Source organism: Corynebacterium sp. HMSC070E08, from assembly GCF_001808895.1.
Classification (GTDB): domain Bacteria; phylum Actinomycetota; class Actinomycetes; order Mycobacteriales; family Mycobacteriaceae; genus Corynebacterium; species Corynebacterium hiratae.
Map to the genome: position 1 here is coordinate 36,791 of NZ_KV794771.1, position 14,927 is coordinate 51,717.

13 protein-coding genes are annotated in these 14,927 nt (G+C 62.2%); 4 read left to right on the forward strand and 9 right to left on the reverse strand.

Annotated elements, in window-relative coordinates; genetic code table 11:
* Positions 1–64: 64 nt before the first annotated feature.
* Complete coding sequence (locus HMPREF2526_RS07850) at positions 65–1,000, forward strand: asparaginase (protein ID WP_070546832.1); 936 nt, start codon at positions 65–67, stop codon at positions 998–1,000.
* Here the strand turns inward: HMPREF2526_RS07850 and HMPREF2526_RS07855 are convergent.
* Positions 997–2,451: a DNA polymerase IV gene (locus HMPREF2526_RS07855; protein ID WP_070546836.1), complete on the reverse strand. Its 1,455-nt coding sequence runs from the start codon at positions 2,449–2,451 to the stop codon at positions 997–999. The two genes, HMPREF2526_RS07850 and HMPREF2526_RS07855, sit on opposite strands and share 4 nt — an antisense overlap.
* A gap of 150 nt (positions 2,452–2,601) precedes the next feature.
* Between HMPREF2526_RS07855 and HMPREF2526_RS07860 the strand changes: the two genes are divergently transcribed.
* The gene (locus tag HMPREF2526_RS07860) at positions 2,602–3,243 is read left to right on the forward strand and encodes a GntR family transcriptional regulator (RefSeq protein WP_070546839.1); all 642 of its coding nucleotides are present in this window, start codon (positions 2,602–2,604) and stop codon (positions 3,241–3,243) included.
* Complete coding sequence (locus HMPREF2526_RS07865) at positions 3,240–4,589, forward strand: MFS transporter (RefSeq protein WP_070546842.1); 1,350 nt, start codon at positions 3,240–3,242, stop codon at positions 4,587–4,589. Before HMPREF2526_RS07860 ends, HMPREF2526_RS07865 begins: the two co-directional genes overlap by 4 nt.
* A gap of 132 nt (positions 4,590–4,721) precedes the next feature.
* Here the strand turns inward: HMPREF2526_RS07865 and ileS are convergent, their stop codons facing one another.
* Complete coding sequence (ileS, locus tag HMPREF2526_RS07870) at positions 4,722–7,919, reverse strand: isoleucine--tRNA ligase (RefSeq protein ID WP_070546845.1); 3,198 nt, start codon at positions 7,917–7,919, stop codon at positions 4,722–4,724.
* Between the two features lie 363 nt (positions 7,920–8,282).
* On the opposite strand from ileS, the gene HMPREF2526_RS07875 reads away from it, so the two are divergent.
* Entirely contained in the window at positions 8,283–9,359 is a 1,077-nt protein-coding gene (locus tag HMPREF2526_RS07875) for an HNH endonuclease signature motif containing protein (RefSeq protein WP_070512462.1), read from the forward strand.
* A gap of 100 nt (positions 9,360–9,459) precedes the next feature.
* Here the strand turns inward: HMPREF2526_RS07875 and HMPREF2526_RS13390 are convergent, their stop codons facing one another.
* The 7 genes from HMPREF2526_RS13390 to ftsZ all read right to left on the reverse strand — a co-directional run bounded on the left by HMPREF2526_RS13390 (position 9,460) and on the right by ftsZ (position 14,885).
* The gene (locus HMPREF2526_RS13390; RefSeq protein ID WP_046647978.1) at positions 9,460–9,630 is read right to left on the reverse strand and encodes a hypothetical protein; all 171 of its coding nucleotides are present in this window, start codon (positions 9,628–9,630) and stop codon (positions 9,460–9,462) included.
* Between the two features lie 122 nt (positions 9,631–9,752).
* Positions 9,753–10,853, reverse strand: coding sequence for a DivIVA domain-containing protein (locus HMPREF2526_RS07880; protein ID WP_070546848.1), 1,101 nt, complete (start codon positions 10,851–10,853; stop codon positions 9,753–9,755).
* 168 nt (positions 10,854–11,021) lie between these two features.
* Positions 11,022–11,333 (reverse strand): YggT family protein, encoded by a 312-nt coding sequence (locus HMPREF2526_RS07885; protein ID WP_046647976.1) that lies wholly within the window; start codon positions 11,331–11,333, stop codon positions 11,022–11,024.
* A 220-nt stretch (positions 11,334–11,553) separates the two neighbouring features.
* A complete protein-coding gene (locus HMPREF2526_RS07890) occupies positions 11,554–11,976 on the reverse strand; it encodes a cell division protein SepF (RefSeq protein ID WP_046647975.1) in 423 nt (140 codons plus the stop codon).
* 69 nt (positions 11,977–12,045) lie between these two features.
* Complete coding sequence (locus tag HMPREF2526_RS07895) at positions 12,046–12,756, reverse strand: YggS family pyridoxal phosphate-dependent enzyme (protein WP_070546851.1); 711 nt, start codon at positions 12,754–12,756, stop codon at positions 12,046–12,048.
* Positions 12,756–13,496 carry a peptidoglycan editing factor PgeF gene (pgeF, locus tag HMPREF2526_RS07900; protein WP_070546854.1) on the reverse strand — a complete coding sequence of 247 codons (741 nt, stop codon included), beginning with the start codon at positions 13,494–13,496 and terminating at the stop codon, positions 12,756–12,758. The genes HMPREF2526_RS07895 and pgeF overlap by 1 nt, the downstream gene beginning before the upstream one ends.
* A gap of 24 nt (positions 13,497–13,520) precedes the next feature.
* Positions 13,521–14,885, reverse strand: a complete 1,365-nt coding sequence (ftsZ, locus tag HMPREF2526_RS07905; RefSeq protein WP_046647972.1) for a cell division protein FtsZ — start codon at positions 14,883–14,885, stop codon at positions 13,521–13,523.
* Positions 14,886–14,927 lie beyond the last annotated feature (42 nt).

Consider the following 14,927-nt stretch of genomic DNA (forward strand, 5'->3'; position numbering starts at 1 on the left):
CTAGCGCCCGCGAGCTTCACCCTGGGTTTCCCGCGCAGGTGCGCGCCTGTAGTAGCCTGCTGGCATGACTTTTGCACTCATCGCCACCGGTGGCACCATCGCCTGCACGACGGTCCGTGACGGCTCCCTCGTCCCCACCGTCAGCGGCCAGCAGCTGGCCGCATCCCTAGGTACTGCGGGCAGCCCTCACGATATCGAGGTGGTGGAGTTCCGCGCCCTGGACTCCAGCTCGATTACTTTGGCAGACCTCGATGAGCTGCTGCTGTGCGTACGTGACCAGCTGGCCCGCCCGGACATCGACGGCGTACTCATCACGCATGGCACCGATTCCTTGGAAGAGACCGCCCTAGCGTTGTCTCTCTTCGATCTCGGTGCGGGCCCCATCGTGCTCACGGGCGCGCAGCGCGCCTTTGACCACCCGGATGGTGATGGGCCGCGCAACCTGCGCGAGGCCTATGAGCTTCTGCGCGCTGGGAAGCCGGGTGTGTGGGTGCAGTTTGGCGGCCGCACCATCCCTGGGCGCGGTGCGCGCAAGTGGCACACATCGCAGCTCAACGGCTTTGAGGAGCTGCCGGTGGGAGAAACCTCCTTAGAGCCCCTCCCCCTGGTGCCCTTGGCCAATCACCCCGTTGAGATCATCGCGGCCTACCCGGGCGCCGGCGCCACGCTTGTCGACGCCTCCCTCCCCCACACCTCCGGCCTCGTCATCGAGGCGATGGGCTCGGGCAACATGGGCGCGGAGATGGGTGCTGGGGTAACCCGCGCGCTACAGGCGGGTGTGCCCGTGGTGATTAGCACCCGCACGCCTTATGGAGTGACAAAGCTGGCCTATGGCGGTGCAGGCGGTGGAGCCACCTTGGGCGAAATGGGCGCGGTGGCTTCCGGCGGATTCCGCGCAGGCCAAGCCCGCATCATGCTCGCCGCTGCCCTCGCCACGGGTACTCCGGTGGGCGAGATGTTTAGCTCGACCCCGCCTGCCACGACCTATACCGCGGGCTAGCTGTCCTCTCGTGGTGGGGCCTCTACCGCGTCCTCGGGGTCGGCGTCTTCATCCGGCGGGATGTCCTCCCACGCCAGTGAGTCCAGCGGGTCGGCGGGGCGGAGGTCTTCATCCTCAGCCGCGAAGGAGCGCACGAACCCCGGGCCCGTAGCGCGGGTTTCAAAGCGCACACTGACCACCCCGTGGCCCGCGCCCTGAATCCAGCCGTGGCCGAAGTCGGGGTGGTAGACGTCTTGGGTCGCTCGCCACCGGTGTCTCAGCGATTCTTCGGAATCCGCAGCTCCACCCGCCGGGGAAACACTCTCGGGGGCAGATGGCGTCCCAGGCAGATAATCACTGACCCCGGTTTCGTAGTCCGTGTCCGGTGCCCGGCGCACAATCTCACGGTCCAGTTCCGGAAAGAGCACGTCTTGGCGGGCCTCTTCCAGTCCTGAGTAGCTCACCCCCACCAGCCTGATCGGTCCGAGTTCTTCCGGGTAGCGGGCCAAGCTCAACGCTTTGGCTTCGAGCACCTTCAGGTCATCGGTGGCGTAGGGCAAGGTGGCTGAGCGTGACTCGATGTGAAAATCTGCCATCCGCAGCTTCACCGTCACCGTGCGCGCGCCGCGCCCATCCTTGAGCAAACGAGAATGAGCACCCTGCGCCGCGCGAATCAGCGCCGCATCTACCTCTGCCGCCGTGCGCAGATCCGTTGGGTAGGTGAATTCGGTGGAGATCTGTTTGGCAATCGCGCGCGGGGCGACGGGGCGCTCATCAATTCCCTGGGCAAGCTCCCACAGCTGCACCCCCACCACGCTGCCGAGTGAAATCTCGACTTCCTTGCGGCTCATCGCCGCCAACTGGCCAATAGTCTCCACTCCGATGGCGGCCAATTTCTGCTGCGTAACTGGGCCCGCACCCCAGAGCTTGCCCACCGGCAGCGGGTGAATAAGCTCATCGAAGCGTTCTTGCGGGACCACGAAGGTACCATCCGGTTTGGCCTCTCCGGAGGCGATCTTCGCGCTCTGCTTTCCCGCACCCGCACCGATAGAACTGGGAAGGCCCGTCTCCGTTCGAATCACGCGGCGGAGGTTCTCTGCCCACTCGCGGACCTCGGCTGGTGAGGCACCGACGAGTGCCTCAGGCTCCATAAAGGCCTCATCGATAGATAGTTGTTCGATTACCCCGGCGTGCTGCGCAATAATCCCAAACACCCGGCGCGAGGCTGCCGAATAGACCGCCCGGCGCGGTTGCACCACCACGGCTCGATAACCCACAAGCTGCTGCGCGCGGAACATGGGCATGGCGGAATGCGCACCATAAGCGCGCGCTTCGTAGGACGCACCCGCGACGACCCCGCGGCCGGATGTCCCTCCCACCAACACCGGCCGGCCGCGCAGGGTGGGGCGGGTGAGCTGTTCCACCGAGGCAAAGAACGCATCCATGTCGATGTGAAGAACCCAGCGCTGCATAGCTACAAGTCTAAAACATATATTCGCATCCACAAGGAAGCCCTCGGCAGGCAAAGAGAACTAGCTCTCACGCGCGGCATGAGTGATCTATGCCCCACGATTGGCGTGTAGTACTAGACACTAAGACCCGCATGCATGCATCATGTATGCATGCAGAAAGACAAGGTACCTGCCGCAGAAAGGGCCTATGAGCACCTCAAGCGCCGCATCATCGATGACGAGGTCGATGACTCGGACATGCTCTCCGAAGCCGCCCTTGCCGCCGAGCTAGGAATGAGTCGCACCCCGGTGCGTGAGGCGTTTCTCCGCTTGGAGGTAGAGGGGTTTTTGAAGCTCTACCCCAAACGCGGCGCGTTGGTCGTCCCCATCAGCCCCCGCGAGATCCGTGAGGTCTACGAAGCCCGCCTCCTCGTGGACGAGAATTCTGCCCGCCACATCTGCGAGCTCCCCGCCGAAGAGCGTGGCCTTATCGCTGATGTCCTCGATGCCACGATCGAGGAACAGAAAGCCGCCCTCGACAACTCTGATCTGCGCACTTACGCCCAACTGGACGCAAAGTTCCACCAGACCATCATGGACAACGGCGGCAACCGCCTCTTGGCGCACCTTGGCCACACGCTGCGCGAGCGTCAACAACGCTTCACTGCCACCGCCATTGGCCGCAGCGTCGAGAAGGCACGCGCCTTCGTAGCTCAACACGCCTTGCTTGCCGACGCCCTCCGCTCCGGCGACATCGACTCCTACCTCACCGAACTCCACTCCCACCTCAACTCCTCAAGGAAGCAACTGTGACTGTCTCTGCGCATTCGAACCCTGCTGTCGAGGCGCCCACCACCGAGCACGACGCCATTCTGGACACCGACGCTGCCGAAAGCCCCACCTCCTCGCGCTCGCCTATCCACTCGGACGGAACGCCGCTGTCGCCGCGCGCGTGGTTCCCCGTCGCCGGTTCCATGATCGCCGTGGCGTGGGGCGGAAACGAGTTCACCCCGCTGCTGGTGATGTACCGCGAGACCTCCAACTTTTCCCAGGTGACGGTCAACGGGCTCTTGGCCGCCTACGTCGTGGGCATCATCCCCGCCCTTCTGATCGGCGGCCCACTGTCCGATCTGCTTGGCCGCCGCCCCCTGTTGCTCCCCGCAGCGCCGCTGTCTTTGGCGGGGTCTTTCTTGCTGTCCATCGCGCCCAACGAGCCACTCATCATCGCGCTGGGGCGTGTCCTATGCGGCATGGCTTTGGGCTTGGTCATGGCCGTGGGCTCAACGTGGATTACGGAGCTCATCACGAGGGCTGGCGGTGACCCGGCGGCGGGCGCCCGCAAGGCTTCCTTGTGTTTGACTGCCGGCTTCCTCGTCGGCGCGGGCATCGCTTCGGTGCTCGCCCAGTGGGGTCCGTGGCCGACGCACACGGCTTATATCCTCCACATGCTGCTTACGTTGCTGACCGCCGTGTGGATCCTGCATACTCCGGAGACCCGCCAGCCCACCCGGGGCGACGTCAAGACCACCATCTTGGAGCTTCGGGGGCGCGACATGCTGGAGATGCTGCACATTCCCGCCGTTGCTCACAAGCGTTTCCTACGCGTCGTCGTCCCTGTGGCCCCGTGGGTATTCGGTTGCGCGGGAGCGGCCTATGCGCTCCTGCCACAGCTGTTGTCCGACTCGGCAGGCGATGCCCCCATCGCTTTCTCCGGCCTGATGACCGTTATCACCCTGGGGTGCGGTGTCGCTGTCCAGATGTTGGGCCGACTGGTGGATACCCATAAGTCTGCGCGCGCCTCGGCGCTGGCCATGTTCGTCATCACCGTCGGCGCCATCCTCGGAGCCTTCGCCGCCCACTCGCTCTCCCTGCCGCTCGGCATCGCCGCCGCCGCGACCATGGGCGCAGGATACGGCCTGGCACTCGTCGCCGGCTTGTCGGAGGTCCAACGCATCGCGGGCGAGCGTGAGCTCGCCGGTCTGACCGCCGTGTACTACTCCATTTCCTACACCGGCTTCTTCATCCCGATGGCTTTCAGCGCCCTCGCACCTTACCTTGGTTTCACCGCGTTGTTCAGCATCGGTAGCTTCTTGGCTCTGGTCTGCCTCATCAATGTCATCCTTGCTTGGCGCGCGCACCTGCCCGGCACTCGCCGCTAACACCGGCCCCCACCAGTCGGGCGCCCTCCCCTGGGCCGCACTGCGCTACCTGTGCACAGACGCTAAAAGCTCCGCCTCCCACATCCGGGAGGCAGAGCTTTTTCTGCGACCGTTAACGTCGCTGTTGCCGTCTTAGGCCTTAGCCACCGTGGCGGTTACGCCCTTAAGAACGTCGTGGACATTCTGGCCAGCTCTAGCCTCGAGGGCCTCGGTCGTCACGGTGAAGTCGACGGCGAGTACCTCTGCCGCGATGTGCTCGCGGTGGCGGTTGGCCCACTCTTCCTTCTCCGCGGGGACAGAGAGGGCCACGGTGATGCGGTCAGTGACCACGAAGTCCTCGGCCTTGCGGGCATCCTGCAGGCCGCGGATGACATCCGCGGCCCAGCCCTCAGCCTCCAGCTCTTCGTTGACGTTGGTATCCAATACCACTAGGCCATCCACGCCGTCCACACGCGCCGTGGACTCCGGGTTCGCAGCCTTGAGACGTTCCGTGTACTCATCCGGGGTCAGGCGGATATCGCCGTCAACGATAACCTCCTCGCCGTCGCGCTCGTAGTTGCCCGCCTTCAAGTTCTTGATGGCGCGCTGTACGTCCTTGCCCAAGCGCGGGCCCGCCACCTTGGCGTTGCAGACAACCTCGAAGGTGCCGACCTCATCGACATCATCGGTCAGCTCAACGTCCTTCACGTTGACCTCATCGCGGATGATGTCCTTAAAGTCGGCCAAGCGAGCCGAATCCGGCATCGCCACGGTCAGCTTCGGCAGCGGCAGGCGATTGCGCAGCTTATTGGACTTGCGCACAGACGACGCTGCAGATGCCACCGCGCGGGTAGCATCCATGGCGGCCACGAGTCCTGCATCCGCCGGGTAGTCCTCAGCCTTCGGGTAAGACGCCAGGTGCACGGAACGCTCACCGGTCAGGCCGCGGTAGATGACCTCAGCCACGTGCGGCAGCAGTGGAGCCACCACGCGGGACACAGTCTCCAGCACCGTGTAGAGGGTATTGAAGGCCTCCGCGTGGGTCTCCTCGCCCTCCCAGAAACGGTCGCGGGAGCGGCGCACGTACCAGTTGGTCAGTGCATCGGCGAAGAGGCGAACCTCCTCGGTTGCCGTAGCAATATCGGTATTCGCCAGCGCATCATTCGTGTTCTTTACCAAGTCATGCGTCTTGGCCAAGATGTAGCGGTCCAGAACGTTGGTGGAGCTGACATCGAACGTCGCGTCCTGGGAAGCGTAGAGCTGCAGGAAGGTGTAGGCATTCCAGATCGGCAGGATGGCCTGGCGCACGCCCTCACGGATGCCCTGCTCGGTGACGATGAGATTGCCACCACGCAGGATCGGCGAGGACATGAGGAACCAGCGCATGGCATCCGAACCATCGCGGTCAAAGACCTCGTTGACGTTCGGGTAATTGCCCTTGGACTTGGACATCTTCAAACCGTCATTGCCCAGAACGATGCCGTGGGCCACAACCTTCTTGTAGGCCGGGCGGTCAAAGAGCGCGGTGGACAGCGCATGCATGACGTAGAACCAGCCGCGGGTCTGACCGGAGTACTCCACGATGAAATCAGACGGCGAGTGGGTCTCAAACCACTCCTTGTTCTCAAACGGGTAATGCTTCTGCGCAAACGGCATCGAGCCGGACTCAAACCAGCAGTCCAACACGTCCGGCACGCGGCGCATCGTGGACTTGCCCGTCGGATCATCCGGGTTCGGGCGAGTCAGTTCATCGATGTGCGGGCGGTGCAGGCTGGTCGGGCGCACGCCGAAGTCACGCTCCAGCTCATCCAAGGAGCCGTAGACATCCACGCGCGGGTACTCCGGGTTATCGGAGATCCACGCCGGGATCGGAGCGCCCCAGTAGCGGGTACGGGAGATGTTCCAATCACGTGCGCCCTCCAGCCACTTGCCGAACTGGCCGTCGCGGATGTGCTCCGGCAGCCATTCGATCTCGTTGTGGTTGAGCTCCACCATGCGGTCGCGGAACTCGGTCACCTTGACGAACCATGCAGGCAGCGCCATGTAGATGAGCGGTTCGCCGGAGCGCCAGGAGTGCGGGTAGGAGTGCTCGATGGTCACGTGGCGCACCACGCGGCCAGCTTCCTTCAGGTCCTTGATGATGCCCTTGTTAGCGTCGAAGACCAGCTGGCCCTCGTAAGGTGGCACCTGCGAGGTGAACTTGCCATCCTCATCCACCGGAATGACCAGGCCCACACCGTACTTCTGGCAGGTGAGCATATCGTCCTCACCGAAGGCCGGAGCCTGGTGGACCACACCGGTACCGTCCTCAGTGGTGACGTAATCTGCGAGCAGCAGCTGGTAGGCATTCTCGACATCCGGGAAGAAATCGAAGATGGGCTGGTACTTAAAGCCCTCGAGCTCAGCGCCCTTGAACGTTTTGAGAACTTCCGCCTCACCCAGCTCCTTGGCCAGGGTGCCGGTGAGCGCTTCGGCCATGATGAAGGTGCGGCCAGCAAAGTCGCCCTCGGTGGCCTTGAACAGGACGTAGTCGACCTCCGGGTGGACCGCCAAAGCCAGGTTGGACGGCAGGGTCCACGGGGTGGTGGTCCAGGCGAGGAAGGAGGCGTCGGCAAGCTCGGCGTTATCCGCCAACGTCTTCTCCGCCGCGCTTCCCTCCACAGCGCCCGCTACCGGGAAGGTCACCGTCAGGGTCGGATCCTGACGCATCTTGTAAGAATCATCCAGGCGCGTCTCCTGGTTCGACAGCGAGGTGTGCTCAGCCCAGGAGTACGGCAGAACCCTGAAGCCCTGGTAGATCAGGCCCTTGTCATAGAGCTCCTTAAACGCCCACATCACGGACTCCATGTAGTTCAAGTCCATGGTCTTGTAACCGTTTTCAAAGTCCACCCAGCGAGCCTGGCGGTTGACGTACTCTTCCCACTCATCGGTGTACTCGAGGACGGACTTGGCGCAGTACTCGTTGAACTTCTCCAGGCCCATCTCCTCGATCTGGGCCTTGTCGGTGATGCCGAGCTGCTTTTCTGCCTCCAGCTCCGCTGGCAGGCCGTGGGTGTCCCAGCCGAAGACGCGCGGAACGTGGTTGCCGGCCATAGTGCGGTAGCGCGGGACGATGTCCTTGACGTAACCGGTCAACAGGTGGCCGTAGTGTGGCAGGCCGTTGGCAAAGGGAGGGCCATCATAAAAGACGTATTCGGGGCAGCCCTCGGTTTGCTCGAGGCTGGCTTTAAAGGTGTCGTCGGCCCTCCAGTACTTCTGGACCTCCTGCTCCATATCGGGGAAACGGGAAGACCCAGTAGTCATATCGACTTTGGGATAAACGCTGCCGACGTTCGCGGGGTTATTACTCATCTAAAAATTCCTTCACTCGTTCGCTGTGGCGGGGACGCGCCTTACGGCTCGCGGTACCACCCCGCTTGGGCGCCGAGGCGCCCCGCTTCGTTGATGTGAAGGAGATGACGGTCCCTACCCGCCCGGTTCTAATAATGCTCCGCTAAGCGCAAAGCACGTTCTTCCGGAATGCTCCCCGGTGATAGCCGGCTCACTGCATACGCCTAAAAGTATAGCGAGCCGGTCAAGTTTTCACAGGCGCAGGTTCCCGAAAGCCCCAAAATAGAAACGCCAGTACACGAAAGAGGCACCTGGGATAAGGTTTTCCACAGGAACATTTTTTCTAATGCGCGCAGGTCATAAGGTGTTTTAAGCTCCACTGTCATGAGCGCACTGCAGACTTTCCTTAACGCACTCGGGGCCGGCATCGATGTCGTCGCCGAGTGCGAAGGCATGTCTGAAGCAGACCTCATCGCCGCCGGATCCCCAGACAAAACCGCCGCGGAGTTGGCACGGCTGTATACGAGCTTCTTTGGCAAAACCGCCATGACGCGGATGCAACGCGACGCAGTGAAGGCAGCGCGCCAACGCAAGCATTCTTTGCCTACCTTGGAGGTCATCGACCGCTATGCCCGCAAAGCCAAAACACAAGCGTTGGGCTGGAAGCTGCGTCTAGAACTCTGCCGAACGAGCGCTGACACCCTCGCCATGGAGGCGCTGGCGAAGAAGAAGCTCAAGGAACACTCAGCACCGCCCACGCCGAAGGAGGGCGTGACTGTCTACCGCCGCCGCAATGCACCGTGGACGATGGCGATCACGGGCCCCTCGCAACTGATTGCAGAGCTTAACGACGCCGTCGACCCGGCACGTCCCCTCGAGTCCATCCGCGAGGCCTTCTTCAAAGGCGCTGCACCGCGCCGCGGCTTGCAGACCAATATCCTTGTGCCGCTGGATGCAATGACGAAAATTCTCGACGGTGACGGCGAAGAAATCACCCTCCAGATGACCAATGGCGCCACGATGACCGGGGCAGAGTACCTCAACAAGGTCATCGCCGGTGAAATCGATAAAGACGGCGCGCTCGCGACTCTTTTTCATCCCTATCACGGGCCGGTCAACCTCTACTACGAGGAGCGCTCGGCCAGCATCAAGCAGCGCATCATGGCTATGGCCGAGTTCCCAGTCTGTGCTTGGGATGACTGCCTGAAGCCGGCCGATGAATGTCAAGTTCATCACCTCATCGCGTGGAAGAACGGCGGGTACACCAACCAGGAAAACTTGGTGATGCTCTGTCCGTATCACAATGGGGTGAACCAGGACGATCCGAATGCGCCGCCGGGTCGCGGCCGCATGGCTCGGGTCAGGGGAAAAGCGAAGAGAACGTACGGCCCTCCCCCGCCACCCACGCCGCTGCAAGCGCCACCCGGGTTATTCCCAAACTCCGGGGAGCGAGACGACTAGCGACTTCACAGAAGTAGCCCTCCACCCAGAATTACCACTGGGTCGAGGGCTACTCGTCGTGCCTTAGCTGCGCGCGTTACAGATTTTCGGCGAGACCGAGCTACTCGTCGTGCTTGCGGCGCAGCTTGATCACGGTGTCTGCGATGAACAGGACGATACCCACCCCAGCCGAAGCGAAGAGCACGTACAAGGACCACTCAGCAGCGGTGAGGATGTAGTTCACGAACGCCAAGAAAGCAACAAAGGCCAGAAGCAATGCGCCGATGAGCATGTGCGCTCTCCTTTCCCCACCAATGACTAAGGGCTCTGTGCTTACAAAGAATGTATACCTACGGACGTATACCTACAGAAAAGAATAACGGCGCCCCCGCAGGGACGCCGCTCATTCAGAGATTAATTGTTGGACTTTCCGGCCTCACCGTTGGGGGCAGCGGTGCCGCGGGACTCCAACTCCTCAAGCTGGGACTGCAGCAGCGTCTTGAGGCGGGTACGGTACTCGCGCTCGAAGGTGCGCAGCTCGGAGATGCGGGCCTCCAGAGCGGTCTGCTGCTGCTTGACCGTGTTCATGACCTCGGTGTGCTTCTTCTCAGCATCTGCCTGCAGGGCAGCTGCCTTCTCCTCAGCCTGGCGAATCTGTGCCTCCGCGCGGGACGTAGCGTCGGCCTCAGTCTGCTTTGCCTTGTTTTCGGCGTCAGCCACCAGCTTCTTGGAGCGGGTATCGGCTTCCTGCAGCTGCGCGTCGTAGCGCTTCTGGGCGTCAGCAAGCTGAGCCTTGGAGTGAGAGTCAGCGTCGGCAAGCTGCTTCTCTGCAGCCGTGCGGGCCTCCGCCAGCATGGACTCGGAATCGGCCTTGGCCTCGTTGGTAAGGCGGTCTGCCATCTCCTGCGCCAGGCCCAGAACGCGGGCTGCCTGCATATGCGTGTCCGGGGTGGCGAGGCCCTGTGCGTTGGACTGTGCAGCACCTGCACCAGCCACGGCAGCAGCGGAAGATGCGGTGGTGGAGGTTGCGGAGTTCTTCTTTGCGGACTCCAGCTCCTTCTTGGTGCTCTCCAGTTCCTTCTTGGAGGCCTCGAGCTCACGCTTGGCAGCAGCAGCTTCCTCGCGTGCGGCCTTGAGCTCTGCGGAATTGTCCTGCGCCTGAGCGGCCTTCGCCTGTTCCTGGGCGCGCTTGGTTTCTTCCTTGGCCTTGGCAGTCTCGTTCTTGGAGTCAGCCAGCTTTGCCTCATACTCAGCGCGCAGCTTGGATTCGACTTCCTTGCGCACAGCGGCCTCGTCGACCTTAGCGGCAGCGGCGCCGCCGGCAGCGCCGGCTGGAGCCTGAGATTTCAGCTCCTCAACCTGGGCGTGGAGATCATCGTTCTCATCCTGCAGCTGAGCAAGAGCATCCTCAACGAGATCGAGGAACTGATCGACCTCGTCCTCGTTGTAGCCACGCTTGCCAATTGGCGGCTTGCTGAAAGCGACGTTGTGTACATCAGCTGGTGACAGTGGCATTGACTTCTCTTCCCCTTACGAATCGGTCAAACCTCTAGAGGGTCCAGAGGCCGGGTACATATGCGGTTAATAATACGGATTGTGGTAACTCATTGTATCCGAATCAACACATTATCTAACGCGGGCACGAGTCTCAACGTTAACAGGAGGGTTTAATACACCCGTTAGTTACACCGCAAGTCCGTTGGTACCGAAAAATAGCCACGCAATAAGTTGCGAAAGAACGGACAAAAGCAGGAACAAAACAATGATGGAAACATCGAGCGCGATGCCGCCCAATTGCAGCGGCGGAATCACCTTTCGCAGCGCCTTGACCGGCGGATCGGTGACCACGAAAAGCACCTCAGCAACCATCATGAACCAGCGGGGCGGGTTGAATTGGCGCGAAAAAGACTGGATCATTTCAATAACGATGCGCGCCAACAAAACCCACGAGTAAAGACTCACGGCGACGAGGAGAATTGAACCTAAAGCACTCACAATGCCTGAGCCTATCGGAATCACCCCCGCCAGCGGTACTCCCCTGCCCTAAGGTTCGCCCTCGGCGTACAGAGACGGCACCGCGGCAGCCATACCGCCGCCGAGAATGACTCTCCGATAAGGCCCCACGATGAAAACGACGAAACCGCCCCATCGCCTTCCGCCTCCCTTAAGCCAACACGGAGGAGAATAACGATGAAGCGGTTAAAGCCTGACGTCTCTAGCGCAGGTGTGCTGCTCGCTCCAGCTCCACGGTGGAGATATCAGCACCCTTCGGCACGATGGCAAAAACCTTGCGGCTGGTGTCCATGCCCTTGGTCAGGTTTTTCATGCGGCCTTCCAACGCGAAGCAGAGGCCAGCGGCAAAGTCCACGAAGCGCTTGGCAGAGCCGCGGTCGGCATCGGTGAGTTCAAAGACCACTGCGTCACCGTCACGGAAGGGGCCGCCAACCTTTGCTGCATCATCAAAGGAGACGAGGGAGAGAGCCACGATGGTCGGGACAAACTCCTCTTCCTGCTTCTCGTAGGAAGGTGCGTAGGCCGGAGCGTTGTAGCTGCGCTCGTCGGCGTAGTAGGCATCGTCGGCGTCCATGTCCATCGGGCCCAGCCCGAAGAACTCTTTAGTCCTATCAATCAGTGACATTCTGGGTCTCCCTCTGACCTAGTGTGTTCTGTTCATTTGCTGTCTTGTAATGCAGTTTTACAATGACAATTAACCTAGCGGGCGGGCTCCCATGATTCCGGTTCCGACACGCACGATATCCGTTCCAGATGCAATCGCTGCCTCCATGTCGGCGCTCATGCCGGCGGACATTTTCAGGTCTCGCCCAAGCTTGGCCGCCACCTCATCCGTCAATGCTCTCACCTGGGTGAAAACCTCCGCCGGTTCGCTTTCCAGCGGTGGAACCACCATGAACCCACACAGCTGTAGGTTCTCCAGATCTTCGACCAGATCCACCAGAGCAGGTACGTTCTCTAGCGGGCAGCCGCCACGCGCGGTATCACCGTCGGCGGATACCTGAATATAGACCGGAAGCGTGTCCTCTCGCTGGCCGCGTTCCTGGGCAAGAGCCACGCCGCGGTCGAGTGCTCTGGCGAGTTTTTCTGAGTCGAGCGAGTGAACACTATGCGCCCACCGGGCCACGTGGTTCGCTTTCTTGGTCTGTACCTGGCCGATCATGTGGAACCGCATCTCGGGCAAAGCCTCCGCCTTGGCGCGCGCTTCCTGCTCACGGTTTTCCGCCACATCCGTGATTCCCAGCTCAGCTAGCAGCGCGATGTCCTCGGCCGGGTGAAACTTCGTCACCGGCAGCAGCTGCGGGGCGGGGCGGCCAGCGGCCTCAGCGAAACGGTGAATAGCAGCGCGGGTGCTCTCCAAACCAGCCCTCAGTTCTTCACGGCGCGCAGTATCGTTGTTCGTCATTAATCCTCCAACCAAATCACGCCGGCTTGGCGTCCGGTGACGCCCTCGCGGCGATAAGAAAAGAAATCTGTGTCCTCAATCGTGCAGCGCGGGTCCGATTCGATAGCCGTAACCCCCATCTCCATCAATTGACGAATCAGCCCAGCGCGCACGTCGACGCCCCAGGTACCCGACGACGTGCGGGTCTTGGAGCCTGGCAGATGCTTCTCGACGTCATCCGCCATCGCCTCCGGCACCTCATAGTTCCGCCCAGAAGCGGCCGGCCCCATGAGCACCTGAATCGAGGCGGGGCGGGCCCCTAACTCAACCATGGTATCGACGGTATTGCGGACGATTCCGTTGCGCGCGCCAAGGCGCCCGGCGTGGGCGGCGCCGATGACGCCCGCGGAGACGTCGACAAGCAGCACCGGCGTGCAGTCCGCCACGAGAACGCCCAGGCCCAAGCGCTTTTCGGTGGTTACCACGGCATCGGTGGCCGGCACGGGCTCCTCGACGCCGCGGCGCTCGGCCCCCACCACCGTCACGGTGTTGGTGTGGAGCTGTTCCATCCACACGATGTCCTCTAAGCCCGTGGCTCGGCGGAGCCGCTCGCGATTGGCGGCCACGGCGGCGGGGTCATCGCCAACGTGATCGCCGAGGTTAAAAGAGTCATAAGGCGACGACGACGCCCCGCCGGCACGGCTTGTAAAAACCATGCGGACGGGGCGTCGTACTGCGTGTGCTTCCTCGTTTACTGGCATGCACTCCAGAGTAGCTGGCTGGAACTAGCGCATGAAGGATGGCACGTCGAGATCGTCATCGCCGTCATCGTCGAAGTCACGGCCGCGACGCTCCGTGGGGCGCGAGAGACGGTACTCATCGTCGCCGCCGCGGCGGTAGTCCTCACCGCGGAAGCGATCCGAGGTGGTAAATAGTCCGCTCGACGGGGCCGGCTCTGCCGGCTGCTCGCGCTCGTAGGAGTGACGCGGGGCGTACTCTTCACGCTCAATGCGCTGGGAGTCAGCGCGCTGCGGTTCGGCGCGGGTGTACTCCTCGCGCGGGGCCTCGGTGCGGGGCGCGGCGGGGCTCTCAGGCTGTGCCTCAGCGCGGTTCTCGAAGAGGGAACCCGGGCGTGCAGCCGGGGTAGCCTCCGCACCATGCTGCTGCGTCTGGCCAGGCTGTGCCGGCTGGGAGGTCATGTTGGCCTGGGCATCGAAGCCGGTCGCAATGATGGTGACGCGGACTTCGTCACCGAGGTTGTCATCGATGATGGTGCCGAAGATGATGTTGGCGTCCTCGTCGGCGCGCTCCTCCACCATGGAGGCAGCGGCGTTGACTTCGTGAAGGCCCAAGTCGGAGCCACCGGCGATAGACAGCAGAACGCCCTTGGCACCCTCCATGGTCGACTCCAGCAGCGGGGAGTTAATGGCCTGCTCGGCGGCGTTGAGCGCGCGGTTATCGCCGCGGGCGAAGCCGATGCCCATGAGGGCGGAGCCGGCGTCGGACATGACGGAGCGAACGTCCGCAAAGTCGACGTTGATCATGCCCGGGATGGTGATGAGGTTGGTAATACCCTGCACACCGTTGTGCAGAACTTCGTCGGCGGCGCGGAAGGCTTCGACGATGGACAGCTCCTCGCCGCCCAGCTGCATGAGGCGATCATTCGGGATAACGATGAGGGTATCGCAGACCTCGCGCAACTCCTCAATGCCGGCCATGGCCTGACGGGTGCGGCGCGCGCCCTCGAACTTGAACGGGCGGGTAACGACACCGACGGTCAAAGCGCCCATCTTCTTCGCGATGGAGGCGACCACCGGAGCGGCGCCGGTACCGGTTCCGCCACCCTCGCCAGCCGTCACAAAGACCATGTCGGAGCCCTGGAGGGCGTCTTCGATTTCGGTCTTGTGGTCCTCCGCGGAGGTCTTACCTACCTCCGGGTTGGCACCCGCGCCGAGGCCGCGGGTGGCCTCGCGACCGATGTCGAGCTTGGTATCCGCATCGGAGAAAATCAGCGCCTGGGAATCGGTGTTGATCGCCACGAACTGGACTCCCTTGAGCCCTTCTTCGATCATGCGGTTGACAGCGTTGACACCGCCGCCGCCGACGCCGACGACCTTGATGTCCGCGAGGTTGTTGCTAGATGAGATCATACGAGGGTCTCTTGCCTTTCGAATAAGGTTTTAATGTAAACG

Excerpts from the sequence above, each read along its gene's own strand:
- HMPREF2526_RS07850 (WP_070546832.1), top strand. The coding sequence starts at position 65 with ATGACTTTTGCACTCATCGCCACCGGTGGCACCATCGCCTGCACGACG.
- HMPREF2526_RS07855 (WP_070546836.1), bottom strand. The coding sequence starts at position 2,451 with ATGCAGCGCTGGGTTCTTCACATCGACATGGATGCGTTCTTTGCCTCG.
- HMPREF2526_RS07860 (WP_070546839.1), top strand. The coding sequence starts at position 2,602 with ATGCAGAAAGACAAGGTACCTGCCGCAGAAAGGGCCTATGAGCACCTC.
- ileS (WP_070546845.1), bottom strand. The coding sequence starts at position 7,919 with ATGAGTAATAACCCCGCGAACGTCGGCAGCGTTTATCCCAAAGTCGAT.
- HMPREF2526_RS07875 (WP_070512462.1), top strand. The coding sequence starts at position 8,283 with ATGAGCGCACTGCAGACTTTCCTTAACGCACTCGGGGCCGGCATCGAT.
- HMPREF2526_RS13390 (WP_046647978.1), bottom strand. The coding sequence starts at position 9,630 with ATGCTCATCGGCGCATTGCTTCTGGCCTTTGTTGCTTTCTTGGCGTTC.
- HMPREF2526_RS07880 (WP_070546848.1), bottom strand. The coding sequence starts at position 10,853 with ATGCCACTGTCACCAGCTGATGTACACAACGTCGCTTTCAGCAAGCCG.
- HMPREF2526_RS07890 (WP_046647975.1), bottom strand. The coding sequence starts at position 11,976 with ATGTCACTGATTGATAGGACTAAAGAGTTCTTCGGGCTGGGCCCGATG.
- HMPREF2526_RS07895 (WP_070546851.1), bottom strand. The coding sequence starts at position 12,756 with ATGACGAACAACGATACTGCGCGCCGTGAAGAACTGAGGGCTGGTTTG.
- pgeF (WP_070546854.1), bottom strand. The coding sequence starts at position 13,496 with ATGCCAGTAAACGAGGAAGCACACGCAGTACGACGCCCCGTCCGCATG.
- ftsZ (WP_046647972.1), bottom strand. The coding sequence starts at position 14,885 with ATGATCTCATCTAGCAACAACCTCGCGGACATCAAGGTCGTCGGCGTC.